This window comes from Acidisoma sp. C75, from assembly GCF_054665095.1.
In genome coordinates, this window is the sequence record NZ_BAAFHD010000006.1 from 205,521 (window position 1) to 223,624 (window position 18,104).

The window sequence follows — 18,104 nt, forward strand, 5'->3', positions numbered from 1 at the left end:
GCGCGATCGTCTATTCGATACGGATGCGCGAAGTTTTCCTATCCGCAGCGAAGTCCATGCGAGCCTGCGAGGGGTGCGCGAGGCGCCGCGATCGCCTAATCTGCGGCACATGACCGAGACGCGCTTCATCCACTTGCACAACCACTCCGCCTATTCCTTGAGCGAAGGGGCGATCAAGGTCGATAAGCTGACGGCGCTGGCCGTGGCGGACGGCATGCCGGCGGTCGCGCTCACCGATACCAGCAACCTCTTCGGCGCGCTGGAATTCAGCCAGTCGGCGGCGGCGAAGGGTGTGCAGCCCATCCTCGGCTGCCAGATCGCGCTCGCCCGCGCCGATCAGCCGCGCCTCGCGCCGGAGCCGCTGGTGGTGCTGGCCCAGGATGCGACTGGGTTTGCCAATCTCCAGCGGCTGAGTTCTGCCTCCTATCTGGAGACCGAGCCGGGGCTTCGCCCGCAGGTCGGCCTGCGCCGCCTCGCCGAGCTTTCGGAAGGTCTCATTTTGCTGACCGGCGGTACCTACGGCCCGATCAACCGGCTGCTCGCCGAGGGGCAGCGGGCCGAGGCGGAGGCGCTGCTGGCGGCGCTCGCGGAAGCTTTTCCGGATCGCACGGTCGTCGAGCTTCATCGCCATGGGCTGGCGGCCGAGCGCGCGATCGAGCCCGGGCTGCTCATGCTCGCGGACGAGGCGGGGCTGCCCATCGTGGCCGCGAATGACTGCTACTTCGCCACCGCCTCGATGCATGAAGCGCATGACGCGCTGCTCTGCATCGCCGAAGGGCGGACGCTGGCGGAGACCGATCGCCGGCGGGTGACGCCGGAGCACTGGTTCAAGCCGGCGGCCGCCATGCGTGCGCTCTTCGCCGATCTGCCGGAGGCTTGCGACAATACGCTCGCCATCGCCCGCCGCTGCGCCGTGATGGCGGAAAGCCGCAAGCCGCTGCTCCCCGTCTGCCCCAAGGTGCGCGATGGGATGACCGAGGAAGAGACCGTGCGCCGCATGGCGCATGATGGGCTGGCAGCCCACCTTGGGCGGATGGCGGCCGATGCCGAGACCAGGCGCGTCTATACCGAGCGGCTGGATTACGAACTGGGCGTGATCGCCCGCATGGGCTTCCCCGGCTACTTCATGATCGTGGCGGACTTCATCCAATGGGCGAAGGCGCGCGATATTCCGGTGGGGCCGGGCCGCGGCTCGGGCGCGGGCTCGGTCGTCGCCTGGGCGCTTTCCATCACGGCCCTCGATCCGCTGCGCTTCAACCTGCTCTTCGAGCGATTCCTCAACCCCGAGCGCGTCTCGATGCCGGATTTCGATATCGACTTCTGCCAGGACCGGCGGGACGAGGTGATTGCCTATGTCCGCGGCGAATACGGCGCAGAGCGTGTGGCGCAGATCATCACCTATGGAAAGCTGCAGGCGCGCGCGGCGGTGCGTGATGTCGGCCGCGTGCTCGGGCTGCCGTTCGGACAGGTCAACCGCGTGGCGGAGCTTATCCCCAATAATCCGGCAAAGCCGGTGACGCTGAAAGAGGCGATCGAGGGCGAGCCGAAACTCCAGCAGATGCGGGACGAGGACGAGGCCGTGCGCCGCCTGCTGGAGATCGCGCTGCAGCTCGAAGGCCTCTATCGCCATGCGAGCACCCATGCCGCGGGTGTCGTGATCGGGGACCGGCCGCTCACCGAACTCGTGCCGCTCTACAAGGATCCCCGGTCGGACTTTCTTGTCACCCAGTATTCCATGAAGCATGTGGAGCAGGCAGGGCTCGTCAAGTTCGACTTTCTCGGCCTGACGACGCTGACGATCCTGCGCCGCGCCGTGAGCTTCCTCGATCGGCTGGGCATCGCGGTCGATATCGAGAATCTGCCCCTCGATGATGGACCAACTTACGAGATGCTGCAGAAGGGCGATGCCGGCGGCGTTTTCCAGTTCGAAAGCCAGGGCATGCGCGACGTGCTGAGGCAGATGCGGCCAGATCGGTTCGAGGATCTCATCGCCGCGGTCGCGCTATACCGGCCGGGCCCGATGGCCAATATTCCTGCCTATTGCCAGCGCAAGCATGGCGAGCCCTGGGAAGCGCCGCATCCCGATATCCACGATATCCTCTCCGAGACCTACGGCATCATGGTCTATCAGGAGCAGGTGATGCAGATCGCGCAGAAGCTCGCGGGCTATAGCCTGGGGGCCGCCGATCTTCTGCGCCGCGCCATGGGCAAGAAGATCCGTGCCGAAATGGAGAAGCAGCGCCAGATCTTCACCGATGGCGCGACGGGGCGCGGCATCGAGCCCGCCAAGGCCGGCGAGATCTTCGACCTGATGGCGAAGTTCGCCGATTACGGCTTCAACAAATCCCACGCGGCGGCTTACGCTCTGGTTGCCTATCAAACCGCCTGGATGAAGGCCAACCATCCGGTGCCCTTCATCGCCGCCTGCATGAGCCTTGCCATCAGCAATACGGACAAGCTCGCCGCCTTCCGGCAGGAAGCGAACCGCATGGGCATCGAGATCCTGCCGCCGGACATCAACCGCTCCGATGCCGATTTCAAGGTGGAACGCCAGCCGAACGGCAAGCTCGCCATCCGCTATGCGCTCGCCGCCGTCAAGCGCGTGGGCCAGGCGGCGATGGAAACGATCGTCGCCGCGCGCGGTGAGCGCGCTTTCGACAGCCTCGCGGATTTCGCCGAGCGCATCGACCCCAAGCTGCTCAACAAGATGCAGCTTGAAAACCTCATCAAGGCCGGCGCCTTCGACCAGTTGGACGGCAATCGCGCGCGGCTTTTCGCGGGCGCGGAGATGCTCCTCCGCCGCGCCCAGGCAAGCGCGGAGGATCGTGGCAGCGGCCAGATCGGCCTGTTCGGCGGGGCGGATGCCAAGCCCGAGCCGCTACGGCTGCCTGATCTTCTTGACTGGCCAATGCTGGATCGGCTCGGTTTCGAAGCGGAGGCGATCGGTTTTCATCTCACCAGCCATCCGCTGGATAGTTTTGGATCGACGCTTCGTCGCCTCGGCGTCACCTCCAGCGGGCGGCTGCAGGCTGCCGCCGAGAGCGGGATCGGGCGCGTCAAGGTCGCCGGTATCGTCGTCGGCTCGCCAAAAGTGCGGCCGACCAAGACGGGTGGCCGTATGGCCTGGGTGAGGCTTTCGGATAGCGGGGGCAGCTTCGAGGTGACGGTGTTCAGCGAGGTTCTTTCGCGGACGCAAGACCTGCTCAAGGAGGGCACGCCGCTGCTCGTCACCGTCGATCTTCGGATGGATGGTGAGGCGATGCGGATCACCGCTCAAGACGTGGTGGGGCTGGACAAGGCCGCGGCCGGCGCGGGCGTCGGGCTTCGCGTCTGGCTCTCCGAAACCCGGGCGGTCGAGCATATCCGCATGCTCTTGACGCAGGAGGGCGCCGGGCGCGGCGAGGTGATCCTCTGCCCGCGGCTCGATGCGGCGCGGGAGGCCGAAATTCGCCTGCCGGGCCGCTTCAACGTTTCGCCGCGCCTCGCCGCTGCGCTCAAGGTGATGCCGGGGATTTCGGCGGTCGAGGAACTCTAGGCGGCCCGATCGGTCTTGCATTGTCATCGGGCGGCTCGCGGGAGCCGGCGGCTCGATCGCACCCATCGGCATTGGCCGCTCAATGATGCCAGGCGGCACCGGTATAGAAGAAGCGGCCGAGGCCGACGGTGAAGATGAGGCAGCCGTAGAGGCTGTGCTCGATACAGGTGAGCGCCAGCGAGCGATGGCGGGCGTAATCGCGCGCGAAGAGCAAGCCGCCCGCCGCGGTCATCGCAATCGCGATCCAGTTCAGGAAGATGATGTGGGCGAAGCCGAAGGCCGTGGCACTCGCCAGGATGAGCGGCCCGTCAGCCAGAAACAGCCGGCGATAGCGGTGGAAGAGCAGGGCGCGGTACAGCATCTCCTGCGGCCAGACGGAGAGCAGCGGGTAGAGCACCATGATGAGCGCCCAGAAGAGCGGGCGGCTGCGCGGCAGGCTGAGGAAGAGCTGCGGCCAGAGCAGCCAGGTGGCCAGCGCTATCATCGGCGCGAGGATGAGGAAGCGGATGCCGATGGCGCGCAACTCCTGCGCAATCTGCGGCCGCGGCGCGGGGGAGCGTCCCCGCCCGCCGAGCCAGGCGATGAGCGCGCCGAGCCAGAGCAGGAGGAAGAGGGCGCCGGCACGATGCAGCGCCAGGATGGCGAGCGGCCCGCCGCCATAGATCGCCAGGGACTCGAGCGCGAGCCAGGCCCGCCCGCGCCCGGCCGGCCGCGCCCTCTCCACCGTGCTCTGCAAGCTCATCCGCGAAGCTTCCGGGCTCGGTCGCCGAAAGGCAAGCGTTCTCCAGGCCGCTCAGAGAACGCGGAGCCGCCCCAGGATGTAGCCGATGGCGAGGATGGCGAGGCCGGCGATCAGCGGTTGCTCGCGAATGCGGTCCGCCGCGTCGTCCACATAGGATTCGGCCTGGCCGCGCGCCACGCGGTAGCGGCGCCGGGCTTCGTCCTGCGCCTCATCAGCGAAGGAGCCCACGGCATCCTGGATACGGCCGGCGGCATCGCGGGCCGAGTCGGAAAGGCTATGGCGCCTCATCTGCGTAATCCTTTCTGTGGTCTGCGAGAGAGATAGGTGGGCGCCGGGCGCCTGCAAGCGCCGGCCGCCCGCCGCGTCAGTCCGCTTGCTTCGAGATCGTCGCGAGCGCGGCAAGTGCTCGGGCGCGCCCTTCCACGAGGTCGATGATCGGCCGCGGATAGGTTTTGCCGAGCGTGATGCCGGCCGCGGCGAGCACAGGGCCCGGTGCGGCCCATGGCTCCTGCAGGTAACTATCTGGCAGACCGGCGATTTCCGGCACCCAGCGGCGGACATAGCGGCCCTCGGGGTCGAATTTCTTGCCCTGAAGCACCGGGTTGAAGATGCGGAAGAAGGGCGCCGCATCTGCCCCGCAGCCCGCCACCCATTGCCAGCTGACGCAATTGCTCGCGAGATCGGCATCGACCAGCGTATCCCAGAACCACGCTTCGCCCTCCTGCCAGGGAATGAGCAGATGCTTGACGAGCAGGGAGGCGACGATCATGCGGGCGCGGTTATGCATCCAACCCTCGGCCCAGAGGGCCCGCATGGCGGCATCGACGATGGGGATGCCGGTCTGCCCCCGCTGCCAGGCAGCCAGGGCTGCGGCGTCCTGGCGCCAGGGAAAGGACCGGAATTCGGGGCGAAGCGGCTCCTTCACCAGATGCGGGTGATGCCAAAGCAGATGGGCCGCAAATTCCCGCCAGATGAGTTCCCGGCGATAGGCCGCGATGCCGCCTTGGTTCCGGGCGGCGCCGACCGCCTCCCAAACCTGCCAGGGCGAAATCTCCCCCCAGTGCAAATGCGGGGAGAGCATGGAGGTGCCGTGCCGGCCGATGACATCACGCCCGGCCGCATAATTATCCGCCGCCTGTGCCACGAACCGGGCCAGCCGCTCCCGGGCGCCCGCCTCACCCGGCGTCCATTCCCGCGCGATCCCCTGATCCCAGGCGATCTTCGGCAGCAATTGCCAGTCCGCCAGGCGGTCGGAAGGAGGCTCAGAACCGGTGGCCCAGCCATCCGGCGCGGGCAGGGGCGCACGCACATGCACCTCCCGCTCGAAAGCGCGGGAAAACGGCGTGAAGACGCCATAGGGCTTGCCGGCCTGGGTCAGCACCTTGTGCGGGTCGTGCAGCAGGGCTGTCCGATGGCGGTGAAGCCGGCAGGCGGAATTCGCGAGCCGCTCGGCCAGCGCCTTGTCGGCGGCGCGCTCCCCGGGGTCGGGCATCGCCCCGGTATGGATCGCGGTGGCGCCGCTTCGGCAAGCGAGATCATGCACTACCTGCGCCGCATCGCCCCGCCGCAGGATGAGCGTGCTGCCGACCGCCTTGAGGCTTTCGCCGAGGCGTTCCAAGCTATGATGGAGCCACCAGCGCGATGCGCCGCCGATCTGCCGCGTCCGCTCATCGAGCACATAGAGCGCGATGACCGGCTGCCCGCTTTCCGCCGCCGCATGCACCGCCTCCTGATCGGCCAGGCGCAGATCGCGCCGAAACCAGAGGATGACCGGATGTGCTTCGGAGCGGGTTGAACGGGCCACGCAAGTCCTCAATGAATTCCGATAGGGAGGGAGTAAGTGCTACGCATCGGGAGAGCTGCGAGATGCAGCGGAGAGACGTTTATCGAGCGAAAGTCACTACCCGTCGCGGGCGGGCTTTTCCTTGTGATATTCTCTTGATTGCCAGAAAGCTCTTCGTCATGCTCGATATTGGACCAGCGGAGTGGCTACCGTCGGTCGTCAAGGAGCTTCCCCCATGCGTGACAGAGGATGTGCGAACCATCGCGCTCGCCCGGATCTGAGTGCGATCGCCGCCGAGACGGCATGCTGACCTCCGAGCGCAAGGTTTTCATTCTCACGCGTCTGCGGCACGAGGGCCGGGTGGTTGCCAAGGATATGGCCAAGGAACTAGGCCTCTCCGAGGATACGCTGCGGCGGGATTTAAGGGAATTGGCGGCCGAGGGCCTTCTGCTGCGGGTGCATGGCGGTGCCCTGCCGGCTTCCCCGGCGACGGTGACGCTCGCCGATCGCTGGGCGGTTTCGCCGCAGTCCAAGGAAGCGGTGGCGATGGTGGCCGCGCGGCACGTTCAGCCGGGGCAGGTCATCATCCTCGATGGCGGCACCACGGCCGTGCAGATGGCGCGCATGCTGCCGCGCGATCTGTCCGCGACCGTGGTGACGCATAGCCCCTCGGTCGCGGTGGAACTCGCCGGCCATGAGAAGATCGATGTCGAGATCATCGGCGGCCAGTTGTTCAAGCATTCGATGGTCGCCATGGGCGCGGCGGTCGCGGATTACGTCCAGGGTATTCATGCCGATATCTTCTTCATGGGCGTCACCGGCGTTCACCCGGAAATGGGCCTGACGACGGGCAATGCCGAGGAAGCGGTGATCAAGCGGATGCTGAGCAGGCAGGCAGCCGAGACTTTGGTTCTCGCCTCCCGCGAAAAAATCGGCGCCGCCTCATCCTTTCGCGTTCTGCCGATCTCCGGTGTGGATGGGCTTGTCGTCGCGCCGGACACGCCCGTCGATCTCATTCTGCCCTATCGCGAACTCGGGCTGACGATCCTGCCCGAGGGATTCCTCGATAGCTAGGCGAACGGGCGGCGAATTCCCGCTCAGGGGAGAATATCCGGGCCCGGCGCAGTTTCGAGCATGGCCGCCGACCATCCACCGCCCAAATCCTCGATGAGCGAAACCGCCGCCAGCAAGCGTTGCGAGCGGATGCTCAAAAGGCTTTCCTGGTCGTTGAGCAGCGTCGCCTGCGCGGTCGTGACCGTCGTATAGGCCGCGGTTCCCGCCTCGTATTCGTTGAGCGCGATCTGCACCGCCTGCGTCGCATCGCCGACCGCTGCATTGGCGACCACCTCCTGCTGCGCCAGGATGCGCAAGGCGGCCAGCTGATCTTCCACCTGCTGGAACGCGGTCAGGACCGCGCCGCGATAGGTCGCGACGCTCGCCTCGTAGCTGGCCCGCGCCGCGCGCACCGCCGCACTGCGCGCGCCGCCTTCGAAGAGGTTGAGCGCCGCATCCGTGCCGAGGGACCAGACCTGGTTGGCGACGGAAAAGAGCGCGCCGATGGGCGAGCCTGAAAACCCGCCCGAGGCGCTGAGCGTGATCGTCGGGTAATAGGCGGCGACGGCCACGCCGATCGCGGCATTGGCGGCCGCCACCGCCCGTTCATCGGCCGCGATATCCGGCCGTCTTTCGAGCAGGCTCGAAGGCACGCCCACCGGGATCGGCGGCAGGCTCGGCAAGCTCGTGCCATGCGCGACGGAGAGATCTTCCGGCAGCCGGCCGGCGAGCACCGCCATGGCATGCTCGGCTTCAGCGCGCGCGATGCCGGCGTTGATAAGGCTCGATTGCGCGGCTTCGAGCGTGGCGCGCGCGGTGATGACATCGGATGGCGCCGCCACCCCGGCCGCGCCCTGGTTCTGCGTAATCCGCAGCGCCTCCTGATAGGCCTTCACCGTTTGCTGCAACAGGTTGATCTGCGCGTCGGAGATCCGCAGGTCGATCAGGTCTGTCGCCAGCAGCGCCTGTTCCGAGAGGGTTGCGTTGGCAAGAACCGCCTGGGCTTCCTGGGCGCTCGCCGCACTTTCCTGCACCTGGCGGCGGATCTGGCCCCAAAGGTCAAGCTCCCAGTTCGCCGTGCCCGAGACGGAAGCGGAGGAGGCGATGGCGGCGGTGCCCTGGGTGCTGCCGACCCTGGAGCGGGTGGCGGCCCCGCTCAAGCCGAGGGTGGGGAACAACTGGCCTTCCGCTTCCTGCACCAGGGCGCGCGCTTGCAGATAATTGGCGAGCTCCGCCTGCACGGTTTGGTTGGAAACGGCGACCTGCGGCTCCAACTGATCGAGCAGCGGATCGTTGAAGCCCGTCCACCAATCGCCCTTCGGCGCGGCATCGGCGGGCGCCGCCTGCGCCCAGCCGGGCATTTCCTTGTAGTGGCCGGGCACGAGCGCCGCCGGGCGATGATAGTTCGGGCCGACCATGCAGCCGGCAAGGAGAAGGGCCGCCAGAGGGGCGAGGCGTGACATGCTGATCCTCATTGCGCAGGCTCGTCCGGCCGCAGGGCCGGCAGGCTCGCGCCCCGCGCTCCGGGCAGCCGGGCGCCGAGCCGGTCCAGGAAAAGATAGACCACTGGCGTGGTGTAGAGCGTCATGATCTGGCTCAGAATGAGCCCGCCCATGATGGTGATGCCGAGGGGCTGGCGCAGTGCGGCCCCCTGGCCGAAGCCGATCGCCAGCGGCATGGCGCCGAGCACGGCAGCCGCTGTCGTCATCAGGATCGGCCGCAGCCGCAGCACGGCGGCATCATGAATGGCACGCTTCGCCGAATAGCCTTCCTGCCGCCGCAGCGTAATCGCCACGTCGATCATCAGGATCGCGTTCTTCTTGACGATACCGATCAGCAGAAACACACCGATCAGCGCGATGATCGAGAAGGGCGTATCGAGCAACAGCAGCGCGAGCGTGGCGCCGATCGCGGCAGAAGGGATGGTGGAGAGGATGGTGATCGGGTGGATCGTGTTCTCGTAGAGGATGCCGAGCACGATATAGACGGCGGCGAGCGCCGCCAGGATGAGCAGCGGCTCGGTCGAGGCTGAGGATTGGAAGGCGGCGGCGGTCCCGGCGAATGCGCCGCGGATCGAGACGGGAACATCGAGATTGCTCATCGTCTGATTGATCACGCTCGCGGCCTGGCTGAGCGCAACCCCGGGCGGCAGATTGAAGGAGATCGTCACCGCGACGAAGCCGCCCTGGTGGTTGACGGCGATCGGGATATGCCCGCTGGCGATGGAGGTGATCGCCGAAAGCGGCACCATGGTCTCGCTGCTGGTGCTGACTGCGACGCCGCTGGAGGCGGCACCCTTGCCGGTATTCGCGATACTGTTGGTCTGCTGGTTGACGAAGGAATTGGCGGTCGTGCTTGGCGATGCGGCGGTGCTCGTGCTCGTCGTGCCCGTCGTATTCGCGGCACCCGCGTTCGCCGCGCCGCTCGTCGTTGTGGCCGATGCCGTGCGGGCGGTGCTCGTGCTCGTGCTCGGCGTGGCGCTGGTGGTCGCCGCGCCGTTCAAGGTTTTGGTGGTGGCGCTCACCGTCGTCATCTGGGTGGACTGCGTGCCAGAGGCGCTGCCGCCCGATGTGCTGATATAGATCTGCTGCAAGGCGGACGGGCTTTCGAGATAGCGCGGCGCCAGCTCCATCACCACGAAATACTGGTTGAACGGATTGAAGATGGTGGAGACGGTGCGCTGGCCAAAGGCGTCATACAATGTCTGGTCGATCTGCTCAGGCGTCAGCCCGAAGCGGGCGGCCTTCTCCCGCTCGATATGAACGAAGGTTTCGAGGCCGCCTTGCTGCATGTCGGATGTCACGTCGGTCAGCAGACGGCTCTTCTTGAGGGCCGCGACGATCTTGGGCGTCCAGGCGAAGAGCGTCGCCGAATCGTCGCCCGTCAGCGTGTATTGGTATTCCGCTGCCGACTGGCGGCCGCCGACCCGCAGATCCTGCGCCGGCACGAGGAAGAGCTGAGCCCCGGCCACGCGATTGAGCTTCGGCCGCAGCCGCTGGACGATGCGTGCCGCCGAGACCTTGCGTTCGCTGAGCGGCTTGAGGGAGACGAAGACGAAGCCGGAATTGGTCGAGCGTCCGCCTACATAGCCTGCGGCGGTGGCAACACCCGGGTCGGTCAGCAGGATATCGTCAAGCTGCGTCATCTTCTTGCGCATGGCCTGGAAGGAGATGCTCTGATCGCCCTGGATGGTGCCGATGATCACGCCGGTATCCTGCTCGGGGAAGAAGGTCTTCGGGATGATCTTGAAGACAAAGACGTTGAGGACGAGAAGGGCGAGCAGCAGGGCACCCACCAGCCGCGCATGGTCGAGCGCGAGTTGCAGGCTGCGGCTGTAGAGCCGCGTCAGGCGCGCGAAAAGCCCCGGCCGTTCGGCTGTGCCGCGCGCCTTCTCGTGCTTCAGTAGCAGCGCGCAGAGCATCGGCGTCGTCGTCACCGAAAGAACGAGCGAGATGAGAATGGCGATCGACAGAGTGCCGGCGAATTCCTGGAAAACCCGCCCGACCAGCCCGGGCATGAGCAGGATCGGCAGAAAGACCGCGATAAGCGAAAGGCTCATCGAGATCACGGTAAAGAACACCTCCTCGCTGCCGCGCCGTGCCGCCTCCAAGACAGGCAGGCCCTCTTCGATATGGCGCTGCACGTTTTCGAGCACGACGACGGTATCATCCACCACGAAGCCGGTGGCGATGGTCAGCGCCATGAGCGAGAGGTTATCGAGGCTGTAGCCCAGGAGATACATCGGCCCGAAAGTGCCGAGGATGGCGACCGGCAGGGTCGCCGCCGGCACCAGGGTCGCACGCGCGCTGCGCAGGAAGATATAGACGACCCCGATGACCAGAAGGACCGCGATGAACAGCGTGCGCTGCGTATCATCGACCGCGCCGTTGATGGATTGCGAACGGTCGAGCGCGAGGTTCACTTGCACGTCACGCGGCAGCGCGGCCCGCAGCGCAGGCAGGACGGCTTTGATCTGCGCGACCGTCTGGATGACATTGGCGCTGGGGGAGGGGTGAACGATCACGATCACCGAGCGTTGGCCGTTGAAGATGCCGGCAGTGCGCAGATTCTCGACCGAATCCGTGACTGATGCCACATCATGCAGAAAGACCGGGGCGCCATTCCGATAGGCGATGACGAGATTGACGTAGTCCTTCGCCTTGGTCGCCTGATCGTTGGAGTAGATCTGGAAACGCTGGCCGTTCCGGATCACGCTGCCCTTGGCGCTATCCGCATTCGCCGCGGCGATCGCCGCCCGCACATCTTCGAGGCCGATGCCGAACTTGTTCAGCATTCCTGGCTGCAGATCGACCCGCACGGCCGGCAGCGCACCGCCGCCCAACTCCACCGAGCCGACGCCGCTGATCTGGGAAAGCTGCTGCTGGATGACGGTATCGGCGGAATCGTAAAGCTGCGCCGGGGTGAGGGTTTTGGAGGTCAGCGCAAGCACGACGATCGGCGCCGCCGTCGGGTTGAACTTGAAGTAGCTCGGGTTGCTGTGCAGCGAACTCGGCAGATCGGCGCGCGCCGCCTGGATCGCCGCCTCCACATCCCGCGCCGCGCCATTGATGTTGCGGGAGAGGGCGAATTGCAGGGTGATGCGGGTCTGGCCGAGATCGCTCTCGGAGGTCATCTCGGTCACATCCGCGATCGCCCCGAGATGGCGTTCGAGCGGCGCGGCCACGGTCGTCGCCATCGTCTCGGGGCTCGCACCCGCCATCTGGGCCTGCACCACGATCGTCGGGAAATCGATGTTCGGCAGCGGCGCGACGGGGAGGCGGAGATAGGCGAGAATCCCGGCGAGCGCGATGCCGATGGTGAGCAGCGTGGTCGCGACGGGGCGGCTGATGAAGAGCGACGGGATGCTCATCCCGAAACCCCGTCGGTTCCCGCACCCCTGCGGCGCGGGCGGCGCAGCCGAGCGGCGATCAGGTCGAAATAGAGGTAGATCACCGGCGTCGTGAAGAGCGTGAGCAACTGGCTGACGGCAAGGCCGCCGATGATTGCGATGCCGAGCGGCTGGCGCAATTCCGCCCCCGCCCCACCGCCGAGCAGCAGGGGCACGGCGCCGAGCATGGCGGCGAGCGTCGTCATCAGAATCGGGCGGAAGCGCAGCAAGGCGGCCTCGCGGATCGCCTCGGCCGGTGTCTTGCCGCCCTCGCGTTCGGCCGTCAGCGCGAAGTCGATCATCATGATCGCGTTTTTCTTGACGATGCCGATCAGCAGCACGATGCCGATGATGCCGATGACATCGAGATCAGAGCCGGTGACGATGAGCGCGAGGAGCGCGCCGATGCCGGCGGAGGGCAGGGTGGAGAGGATCGTCACCGGATGGGCGAAGCTCTCATAGAGCACGCCGAGGACGATATAGACAGCGATGATCGCCGCGATCAGCAGATAGACCTCGTTGCCGAGCGCATTGCTGAAAGCGAGCGCCGCGCCCTGGAAACTCGTGGACATCGCGGGCGGCAGATGCAGCGCCTTTTCGGCTTGGCCGATCTGGCGGAGGGCGGCGCCGAGCGAGGCGCCGGGTGCCAGGTTGAAGGAGACCGTGACGGCCGGGAACTGCGCGAGATGGCTGATGACGAGCGGCTGATGCTCGATGGTGATGGTCGCGATCTGGCTGAGCGGCACCTGGCCGGTGGTACTCGTCGCCGAAGGCAGATAGACATTGGCGAGGTCGCCCACAGTCGGGGTCGCGTGCTTGCCGACGGTCAGGATCACGCGGTACTGGCTCGTCTGGGTGAAGATCGTCGAGACGATGCGCTGGCCATAGGCGTCGTAGAGCGCATTGTCGATCGTCGCCGCGGTGATGCCGAAGCGGGCGGCAAGCGCGCGGTTGACGTCGATGTAGACAGAGAGGCCGTCATTGGCGAGGTCGCTCGCGACATCGGCGAGCGCCGGCGCCTGCTTCAGCCGATCGACCAGCCGCGGCACGTAGGTGTTGAAATCATCCGCATTCGGATCCTGCAGCATGAACTGGTACTGCGTCGGCGCGATCGTGGTATCGAGCGTGACGCCCTGCTCGGGCTGCATATAGAGCTGCACGCCCGGCACTCCCGCCACTTCCCGCTGCAGCCTCGGGATAAGTGCTGCGGCGCTGAGCTGCCGCTCGCCACGGGGTTTGAGATTGATCAGGAAACGCCCCTGGTTCAGCGTGATATTCGTGCCATCGACCCCGACATAGGATGAGAGGCTGACAACGTCGCGATCCTTGAGGATCGCTGCGGCGAGCGCTTCCTGGTGCTGTGCCATCTGCCGGTAGGAGACCGCCTGGTTGGCGACGCTGATGCCTTGGATGACGCCGACATCCTGCTCGGGAAACAGACCCTTGGGAATGACGATATAGAGCACGACGGTGAGCACGACGGTTGCAATGGCGACGAGCAGCGTCGTCCCCCGATAGCGCAGAACCACGCCGAGGCCGCGATCGTACTGGGCGAGCAGCTTGTCGAAAAGTCCTTCGCTGAGGCGTTCGAAGCGCGTCGGGCTGCGCTCCGCCTGGCGCCGCAGCAGGCGGGCGCAAAGCATGGGGACGAGGGTGAGCGAGACGACGGCCGATATCACGATGGTCGCGGCGAGGGTGACGGAGAATTCTTGGAACAGGCGGCCGATCACCCCGGTCATGAAAAGCAAGGGGATGAGCACCGCGATCAGCGAGATCGTGAGCGAGATGATGGTGAAGCCGATCTGCCCGGCGCCTTTGAGCACCGCATCGATCGGCGCCGCTCCCTCCTCCAGATAGCGGACGATGTTCTCGATCATGACGATCGAATCATCCACCACGAAGCCGGTGGCGATGATCAGCGCCATGAGCGACAGATTGTCGATCGAGAAGCCACAGACATACATCACGGCGAGGGTGCCGATCAGCGATACCGGCACCGAGATGCTGGGAATGATCGTCGCCGGCAGGTTGCGCAGAAAGACGAAGATGACGATGACGACGAGGACGATCGAGAGCAGCAGCTCGATCGCCGCTTCCGAGACGGAGGCGCGGATGACCGTCGTGCTGTCCGACAGGACCGAGACATGCATGGCGGGCGGCAGGCCCGTCGTCAGCAGCGGCAAGGTCCGCTTGATGAGATCGACGGTGGCGATGACATTGGCGCCCGGCCGACGCTGCACGTTGATGATGATGGCGGGCTTGCGATCGACCCAGGCGCCGAGATCCTGGTCTTCCGGCCCCTGAGTGACGGTCGCTACATCGCGCAGGAAGACGGGCGCCCCTTTGCTGTAGGCAACCACGACCTTGTCGTACTGCTTCGGGTCCTGGATCTGGTCGTTGGCGTTGATGGTGAAGGACTGCGCCGGCCCGTCGAAGCTGCCCTTCGGCCCGCTGACATTGACGTTGCCGATCAGCGTGCGGAGATTATCGATGGTGAGGCCGTAGGCCGCGAGTTTCTGGGGATTGGCGGCAATCCGGATCGCCGGGACATTCCCGCCCTCGACGGAGACGAGGCCGACGCCGGAGACTTCGGAGATCTTGGTCGCGAGGCGGGTATTCGCGTAATCCTGCAGCTGCGGCAGGGACAGCGTATCGGAAGTGACGGCGAGCGTCAGGATCGGCTGATCGGCCGGATTGATCTTGGCGTAAACCGGCGGTGCCGGCAGGTTGCTCGGCAGCAGGCTGTTGGCGGCGTTGATCGCCGCCTGCACCTCCTGCTCGGCGATATCGAGATTGAGCGACAGATCGAATTGCAGCGTGATGACGGATGCCCCGGCGGAACTCGCGGAGGTCATCTTCTGCAGGCCCTCCATCTCGCCCAGCTGGCGTTCCAGCGGGGCGGTAACGGTGGTGGCCATCACGATGGGGCTGGCGCCGGGATAGAAGGTCTGCACCTGGATCGTCGGGTAATCGACGTTGGGGAGCGACGAGACAGGCAGGAACGTCGCCGCGACCAGGCCGATCATGACGAAGGCGATCATCAGCAGCGATGTCGCGACCGGGCGGAGGACGAAAAGCCGGGAGACGTTCATGGTGCGGCGATCTTGCCGGTCATTGGCCCTGCTTGGCGGGGCTGGCCGGCTTTTGGCCGGCGGTGGCGGGGGCCGCGTTCGGCGGCGTCGCCGCGGCGGGTGCCGAGGCGGCGCCCTGGGCTGGCTGAGCCGAGACGATCATGACCCGGGCGCCATCCGTCAGCCGGTCCACCCCGTCGGTCACCACCTCTTGGCCGGCCGTGAGACCCTTGGTGATCACCGTCTCGGCGCCGTTCGTCGGCCCGATGGCGACGGGCTGCATCGCGACCGTATGGTCAGGTTTCAACACATAGACATAAGTGCCGGGCTCGCCGCTCTGGATCGCTTGGGTCGGCACGAGCAGAGCATTCTGCAAGGTATCGACCAGCAGCGAGACATTGACGAATTCGTTCGGGAACAGCGCCTCGTGGTCGTTGCTGAAGAGCGCCCGCAGCTGCACGGTGCCCGTCGTCGTGCTCATCTGGTTGTCGATCGCGGCGAGCGTGCCGGTCGCGATCTTGGTGCTGTTATCGCTGGAAAGCGCGGTCACCGGCAGCTTGGCGCCGGCATTGGTGCGCGCCACCACGCGTGCGAGGTCATTCTGCGGAATGGCGAAGATCACCGTCGTCGGCTTGACCGTGGTGATGACGACGATGCCGGTCGAGGAGGAGGCGGTGACGTAATTGCCGGGGTCGATCAGCCGCAGGCCGACACGGCCGGAAACCGGCGCGATGATATGGCAGTAGCTGATATCGAGCTTGGCGCTGTCGATATTCGCCTGGTCCGCCTTGATCGCCGCTTCGTCCTGCGCGACGAGGAAGGTCTGGTCTGTCACCTGCTGCTCGGCGATCGAGTTTTGCCGCGCGAGCTTCGCGTAGCGGGCGAGGTCGGAGCGGGCCTGACCGAGGGCGGCCTGGTCTTTGGCGAGAGCGGCCTGATATTGCTCGAGCTGCACCTCATAGGGGCGGGGGTCGATCTGGGCGAGGAATTGCCCCTTCGTAACGTCTTGCCCCTGGGTGAAGCCCACCGCCGTCAGATAGCCGCTGAGCTGCGGGACGATGGTGACGGTCGCCTCCGGCGTGACCGTGCCCAGCGCAGAAATCGTCTCCGGCATCGAGCCTGTGGTGACGGTCGCGACCTGGACGCTCTGCGGCGGCAGGCCGCCTGCGGTCTTCCGGGCAGGCTGGCGATGGCCGAAGAAGTGGTAGAGGCCGAAGGCGAGCAGGACCAGGATCCCCAGAATGACGAGGCGCCCCCGCCACCGGCGCCGCTTCGTCATGCCTGGGCCCGGTCTCGCATCCGCTCCGCCACCGCTCAACCTGATCTCCATCGCCTGTCGCACCGTGACTGCCCTCTTGCGGGCAAGCGTGCAAGGTCCACAGGAGCGGATGGAGGCTTGCGCAACGCTTTGTAAAAACCAGCCCGAAAGCGGCCATGAAGCGCGGCGGACGACCGCGCTTTCGGCTTCCTCACATCTGCGCGATCGGGGGGCGAGACGGATCCGAGAGCCGTTGCTCGTCCGAGGGCAGGCATCCGCCTGAGGCGAGAGCGGCTTCGGGCGCCCGCCCCCCACCATGAACCGCCTAAAACAGAGACATTTGCCCCACCGGTGCGGCGGTCTCTTCGGGCGGCGCCTGGAACAGGGCAGTATTCAGGGGCGGAAGTTCGGCCGCGAGGCCGTTCTTGCGGGCGGCGAGGGCGAAGCGCTGCGCCAGGAGATCCGCATAGGCGCCGCTGCCCTTCAGCCGCTCCCCGAAGCGGGAGTCGTAGAGGGCGCCGCTGCGGGTCGAGCGGATGAGGTTAAGAACCCGATCGGCCCGGGCGGGCAGATGTTCGCGCAGCCAAGCCTCGAAGATTTCGCGCAATTCGAGCGGCAGGCGCAGCAGCACATAACCGGCCCGGCCGGCCCCATGGCGGGCGGCGGCCTGAAGGATCGCCTCCAACTCGGCATCGTTGACGCCGGGAATGATCGGCGCGGCGAGAATGCCGACGGGAATGCCCGCCGCGCGCAGGCCGCTCACCGCCCGCAGGCGGAGGGCGGGCGCGGAGGCCCGTGGCTCCATCACCCGGGCGAGTTCCGCATCCAGGGTCGTGATCGAGAGGAAGACATGCACCAGCCCTTCCGCCGCGAGCGCGCCAAGGAGATCCACATCCCGCAGGATGCTTGCGGATTTGGTGACGATGCTGACCGGGTGGCGGAAGCGCCGCAGTACTTCGAGCACCTCGCGCGTCAGCCGTAACCGGCGCTCGATCGGCTGATAGGGATCGGTATTGGCGCCAAGGGTGATCGGCCGCGGGCGGTAGGACGGGCGGCGCAACTCCTGCTCCAGAAGCCGGGCGACCTCGGGCTTGAACAGCAGCTTGGTCTCGAAATCGAGGCCGGGCGAATAGCCGAGATAGGCGTGGCTCGGCCGCGCGAAGCAATAGACGCAGCCGTGCTCGCAGCCGCGATAGGGGTTGATCGAGCGGTCGAAGCCAAGGTCCGGGCTCGTATTGCGGGTGATCGCGCTGCGGCTGCGGTCCCGGATCAGCGTGGTTTCGAGCGGCGGCAGGCTGCTCAGCTCGGCATCCAAACTGCCCCAGCCGTCTTCAGCCAGCACCCGCTCTGTCGCCTCGAAACGGACGGCAGGGTTGATAGTCGCCCCGCGGCCATGCCGGCCGAGAGAGCCCGCCGGGCGCGGGCTCCCCTGGGCCGTTTCCTCCGCGTTGCGTCTGCTCCGCCGAGCGATCGGCAGTGGCGCGACAGGCTCTGGGCGGCGCGGTGCGGCGGATTCCATGAAACCCCCTTTTTCCGATGCCCAGATTCGCAGAGCGGGCGCGGGAGTGCAAGAACAAAATAAGAACAAGCGCCAGCTGGCCCTCTGCCGCCTTGCGTTGCGCGTGCGGCGAGCGTCGTTTTCAGGCGCATGTTTCGCCGGTTTGGTGCAAGTAGGTCTCGCGCACGCGCTTCTCCTATGCAAAGTTGCGATGGCGCCTTGAACTCTCTGTTAGCCGTCGTCAAACTGTCACGGAACTTGCATTGTCCAGGCTCC

General features: G+C 66.3%; 10 protein-coding genes. 2 read left to right on the forward strand and 8 right to left on the reverse strand.

The window, feature by feature from the left end; all coding sequences use genetic code 11:
* The first annotated feature begins 109 nt into the window (after nucleotides 1-109).
* A complete protein-coding gene (gene dnaE, locus ACYQ7X_RS10220) occupies nucleotides 110-3,535 on the forward strand; it encodes a DNA polymerase III subunit alpha (protein ID WP_459696911.1) in 3,426 nt (1,141 codons plus the stop codon).
* Nucleotides 3,536-3,614: 79 nt separating this feature from the next.
* Here the strand turns inward: dnaE and ACYQ7X_RS10225 are convergent, their stop codons facing one another.
* The 3 genes from ACYQ7X_RS10225 to ACYQ7X_RS10235 all read right to left on the reverse strand — a co-directional run bounded on the left by ACYQ7X_RS10225 (nucleotide 3,615) and on the right by ACYQ7X_RS10235 (nucleotide 6,081).
* Nucleotides 3,615-4,277 carry a CPBP family intramembrane glutamic endopeptidase gene (locus ACYQ7X_RS10225; RefSeq protein ID WP_459696912.1) on the reverse strand — a complete coding sequence of 221 codons (663 nt, stop codon included), beginning with the start codon at nucleotides 4,275-4,277 and terminating at the stop codon, nucleotides 3,615-3,617.
* A gap of 51 nt (nucleotides 4,278-4,328) precedes the next feature.
* Nucleotides 4,329-4,565, reverse strand: coding sequence for a CsbD family protein (locus ACYQ7X_RS10230; protein ID WP_459696913.1), 237 nt, complete (start codon nucleotides 4,563-4,565; stop codon nucleotides 4,329-4,331).
* Between the two features lie 76 nt (nucleotides 4,566-4,641).
* Complete coding sequence (locus tag ACYQ7X_RS10235; RefSeq protein ID WP_459696914.1) at nucleotides 4,642-6,081, reverse strand: cryptochrome/photolyase family protein; 1,440 nt, start codon at nucleotides 6,079-6,081, stop codon at nucleotides 4,642-4,644.
* 282 nt (nucleotides 6,082-6,363) lie between these two features.
* On the opposite strand from ACYQ7X_RS10235, the gene ACYQ7X_RS10240 reads away from it, so the two are divergent.
* On the forward strand, nucleotides 6,364-7,134 hold the full coding sequence (locus tag ACYQ7X_RS10240; RefSeq protein ID WP_459696915.1) for a DeoR/GlpR family DNA-binding transcription regulator: 771 nt from the start codon (nucleotides 6,364-6,366) through the stop codon (nucleotides 7,132-7,134).
* A 23-nt stretch (nucleotides 7,135-7,157) separates the two neighbouring features.
* On the opposite strand, the gene ACYQ7X_RS10245 is transcribed toward ACYQ7X_RS10240, so the two are convergent.
* From ACYQ7X_RS10245 to ACYQ7X_RS10265, 5 genes are all read right to left on the reverse strand, one after another.
* Nucleotides 7,158-8,576 carry an efflux transporter outer membrane subunit gene (locus ACYQ7X_RS10245; RefSeq protein WP_459696916.1) on the reverse strand — a complete coding sequence of 473 codons (1,419 nt, stop codon included), beginning with the start codon at nucleotides 8,574-8,576 and terminating at the stop codon, nucleotides 7,158-7,160.
* An 8-nt stretch (nucleotides 8,577-8,584) separates the two neighbouring features.
* A complete protein-coding gene (locus tag ACYQ7X_RS10250) occupies nucleotides 8,585-11,983 on the reverse strand; it encodes an efflux RND transporter permease subunit (RefSeq protein ID WP_459696917.1) in 3,399 nt (1,132 codons plus the stop codon).
* A complete protein-coding gene (locus ACYQ7X_RS10255) occupies nucleotides 11,980-15,093 on the reverse strand; it encodes an efflux RND transporter permease subunit (protein WP_459696918.1) in 3,114 nt (1,037 codons plus the stop codon). The genes ACYQ7X_RS10250 and ACYQ7X_RS10255 overlap by 4 nt, the downstream gene beginning before the upstream one ends.
* 19 nt (nucleotides 15,094-15,112) lie before the next feature.
* Nucleotides 15,113-16,351 (reverse strand): MdtA/MuxA family multidrug efflux RND transporter periplasmic adaptor subunit, encoded by a 1,239-nt coding sequence (locus ACYQ7X_RS10260; RefSeq protein WP_459696919.1) that lies wholly within the window; start codon nucleotides 16,349-16,351, stop codon nucleotides 15,113-15,115.
* Nucleotides 16,352-16,655: 304 nt separating this feature from the next.
* Nucleotides 16,656-17,672, reverse strand: a complete 1,017-nt coding sequence (locus ACYQ7X_RS10265; RefSeq protein ID WP_459696920.1) for a PA0069 family radical SAM protein — start codon at nucleotides 17,670-17,672, stop codon at nucleotides 16,656-16,658.
* Nucleotides 17,673-18,104 lie beyond the last annotated feature (432 nt).